At 55.2% G+C, this 2,500-nt stretch carries 2 rRNA genes (1 of these 2 cut by a window edge); both read left to right on the top strand.

The window, feature by feature from the left end:
• Positions 1–2,039 (top strand): 23S ribosomal RNA (locus AAFN47_RS27890); it begins 997 nt to the left of the window's first position.
• Between the two features lie 310 nt (positions 2,040–2,349).
• Positions 2,350–2,464 (top strand): 5S ribosomal RNA (gene rrf, locus AAFN47_RS27885).
• Positions 2,465–2,500: the final 36 nt, after the last annotated feature.

The raw sequence follows: 2,500 nt of genomic DNA, 5'->3' as shown, positions 1-2,500 counted from the left end.
AACTGGAGGACCGAACCCATATCTGTTGCAATAGATCGGGATGACTTGTGGCTAGGGGTGAAAGGCCAATCAAACTCGGAAATAGCTGGTTCTCCGCGAAATCTATTTAGGTAGAGCGTCGAGTGAATACCTCTGGGGGTAGAGCACTGGATGGGCTATGGGGGCTCACCGCCTTACTGATCCTAACCAAACTCCGAATACCAGAGAGTACTGCTCGGCAGACACACGGCGGGTGCTAACGTCCGTCGTGGAGAGGGCAACAACCCTGACCTCCAGCTAAGGTCCCCAAGTTATGGCTAAGTGGGAAAGGATGTGAGGATCCCAAAACAACCAGGATGTTGGCTTAGAAGCAGCCATCATTTAAAGAAAGCGTAACAGCTCACTGGTCTAAATAAGGGTCTTTGCGCCGAAAATGTAACGGGGCTAAAGCCATACACCGAAGCTGAGGGCTTGGCATTGCCAAGCGGTAGCGGAGCGTTCCGTAAGCCTGCGAAGGGAGACCCGTAAGGGCTCCTGGAGGTATCGGAAGCGAGAATGCTGACATGAGTAACGATAAAGGGAGTGAGAGACTCCCTCGCCGAAAGACCAAGGGTTCCTGCTTAAAGTTAATCTGAGCAGGGTGAGCCGGCCCCTAAGGCGAGGCCGAAAGGCGTAGTCGATGGGAACGACGTTAATATTCGTCGGCCTGGTGGTAGTGACGGATCTTGTGTGTTGTGCTTCCTTATTGGATTGGGAGTGCAGCGAAGAGGTTCCAGGAAATAGCTCCACCGTATAGACCGTACCCGAAACCGACACAGGTGGTCAGGTAGAGAATACCAAGGCGCTTGAGAGAACTGCGTTGAAGGAACTCGGCAAATTGCACGCGTAACTTCGGAAGAAGCGTGACCTTCACGGGGGCAACCTTGTGGAGGTGGCACAGACCAGGGGGTAGCGACTGTTTATCAAAAACACAGGGCTCTGCGAAGTCGCAAGACGACGTATAGGGTCTGACGCCTGCCCGGTGCCGGAAGGTTAAAAGGAGGAGTGCAAGCTCCGAATTGAAGCCCCGGTAAACGGCGGCCGTAACTATAACGGTCCTAAGGTAGCGAAATTCCTTGTCGGGTAAGTTCCGACCTGCACGAATGGCGTAACGACTTCCCCGCTGTCTCCAACGCAGACTCAGTGAAATTGAACTCCCCGTGAAGATGCGGGGTTCCTGCGGTCAGACGGAAAGACCCCGTGCACCTTTACTATAGCTTTACACTGGCATTCGTGTCGGCACGTGTAGGATAGGTGGTAGGCTTTGAAGCGGAGGCGCCAGCCTTCGTGGAGCCGTCCTTGAAATACCACCCTTATCGTCATGGATGTCTAACCGCGATCCGTTATCCGGGTCCGGGACAGTGTATGGTGGGTAGTTTGACTGGGGCGGTCGCCTCCCAAAGAGTAACGGAGGCGCGCGATGGTAGGCTCAGACCGGTCGGAAATCGGTCGTCGAGTGCAATGGCATAAGCCTGCCTGACTGCGAGACAGACAAGTCGAGCAGAGACGAAAGTCGGTCATAGTGATCCGGTGGTCCCGTGTGGAAGGGCCATCGCTCAACGGATAAAAGGTACGCCGGGGATAACAGGCTGATGACCCCCAAGAGTCCATATCGACGGGGTTGTTTGGCACCTCGATGTCGGCTCATCGCATCCTGGGGCTGGAGCAGGTCCCAAGGGTTTGGCTGTTCGCCAATTAAAGCGGTACGTGAGCTGGGTTCAGAACGTCGTGAGACAGTTCGGTCCCTATCTGCCGTGGGTGTAGGACTATTGACGGGATCTGCCCCTAGTACGAGAGGACCGGGGTGGACACATCTCTGGTGGACCTGTTGTCCTGCCAAGGGCACAGCAGGGTAGCTATATGTGGAATGGATAACCGCTGAAAGCATCTAAGCGGGAAACCAACCCGAAAACGAGTAGTCCCTATAGAGCCGTGGAAGACGACCACGTTGATAGGCTGGATGTGGAAGTGCGGTAACGCATGAAGCTGACCAGTACTAATCGCTCAATCGACTTGATCGTTCCCATTGATCAATGCGTATCAAAATACCAGTCCTCACGCCGTCAGCGCTAAAACGCTGGCTGCGGACGGCGCGCCGCACAAGCGGCGACGGCCAGTCGGCATTGCGAAGCCTAAAGGCTTCGAATTCCTTTCCCTCGATACGCTCAAGGGAAATGAATACGATGCGAAGCATCGCAAGCGCGACCGCGCGTCGGGCCTTTTGGCCCGCCCAGTCCGGAGGTTAGTCCCGACAGTATCCGAAGGATGCCGGCGCGGACGCTCAACCGTGAGGACAAAACAAACCCAGCTTCTCAAGTTGCTATTCTCCGACCTGGTGACTATAGCGGGGCGCCCCCACCCGTTCCCATGCCGAACACGGCCGTGAAACGCCCCAGCGCCAATGGTACTTCGTCTCAAGACGCGGGAGAGTAGGTCATCGCCAGGTCTGATAATAGCAACACCAAATCAATCTTCTCTTTAC

It is taken from the genome of Hoeflea sp. CAU 1731 (genome assembly GCF_039888615.1).
Taxonomy (GTDB): domain Bacteria; phylum Pseudomonadota; class Alphaproteobacteria; order Rhizobiales; family Rhizobiaceae; genus Flavimaribacter.
Note: the sequence above shows the minus strand (reverse complement) of the source record. Positions and strands in the feature narration are given on the sequence as shown.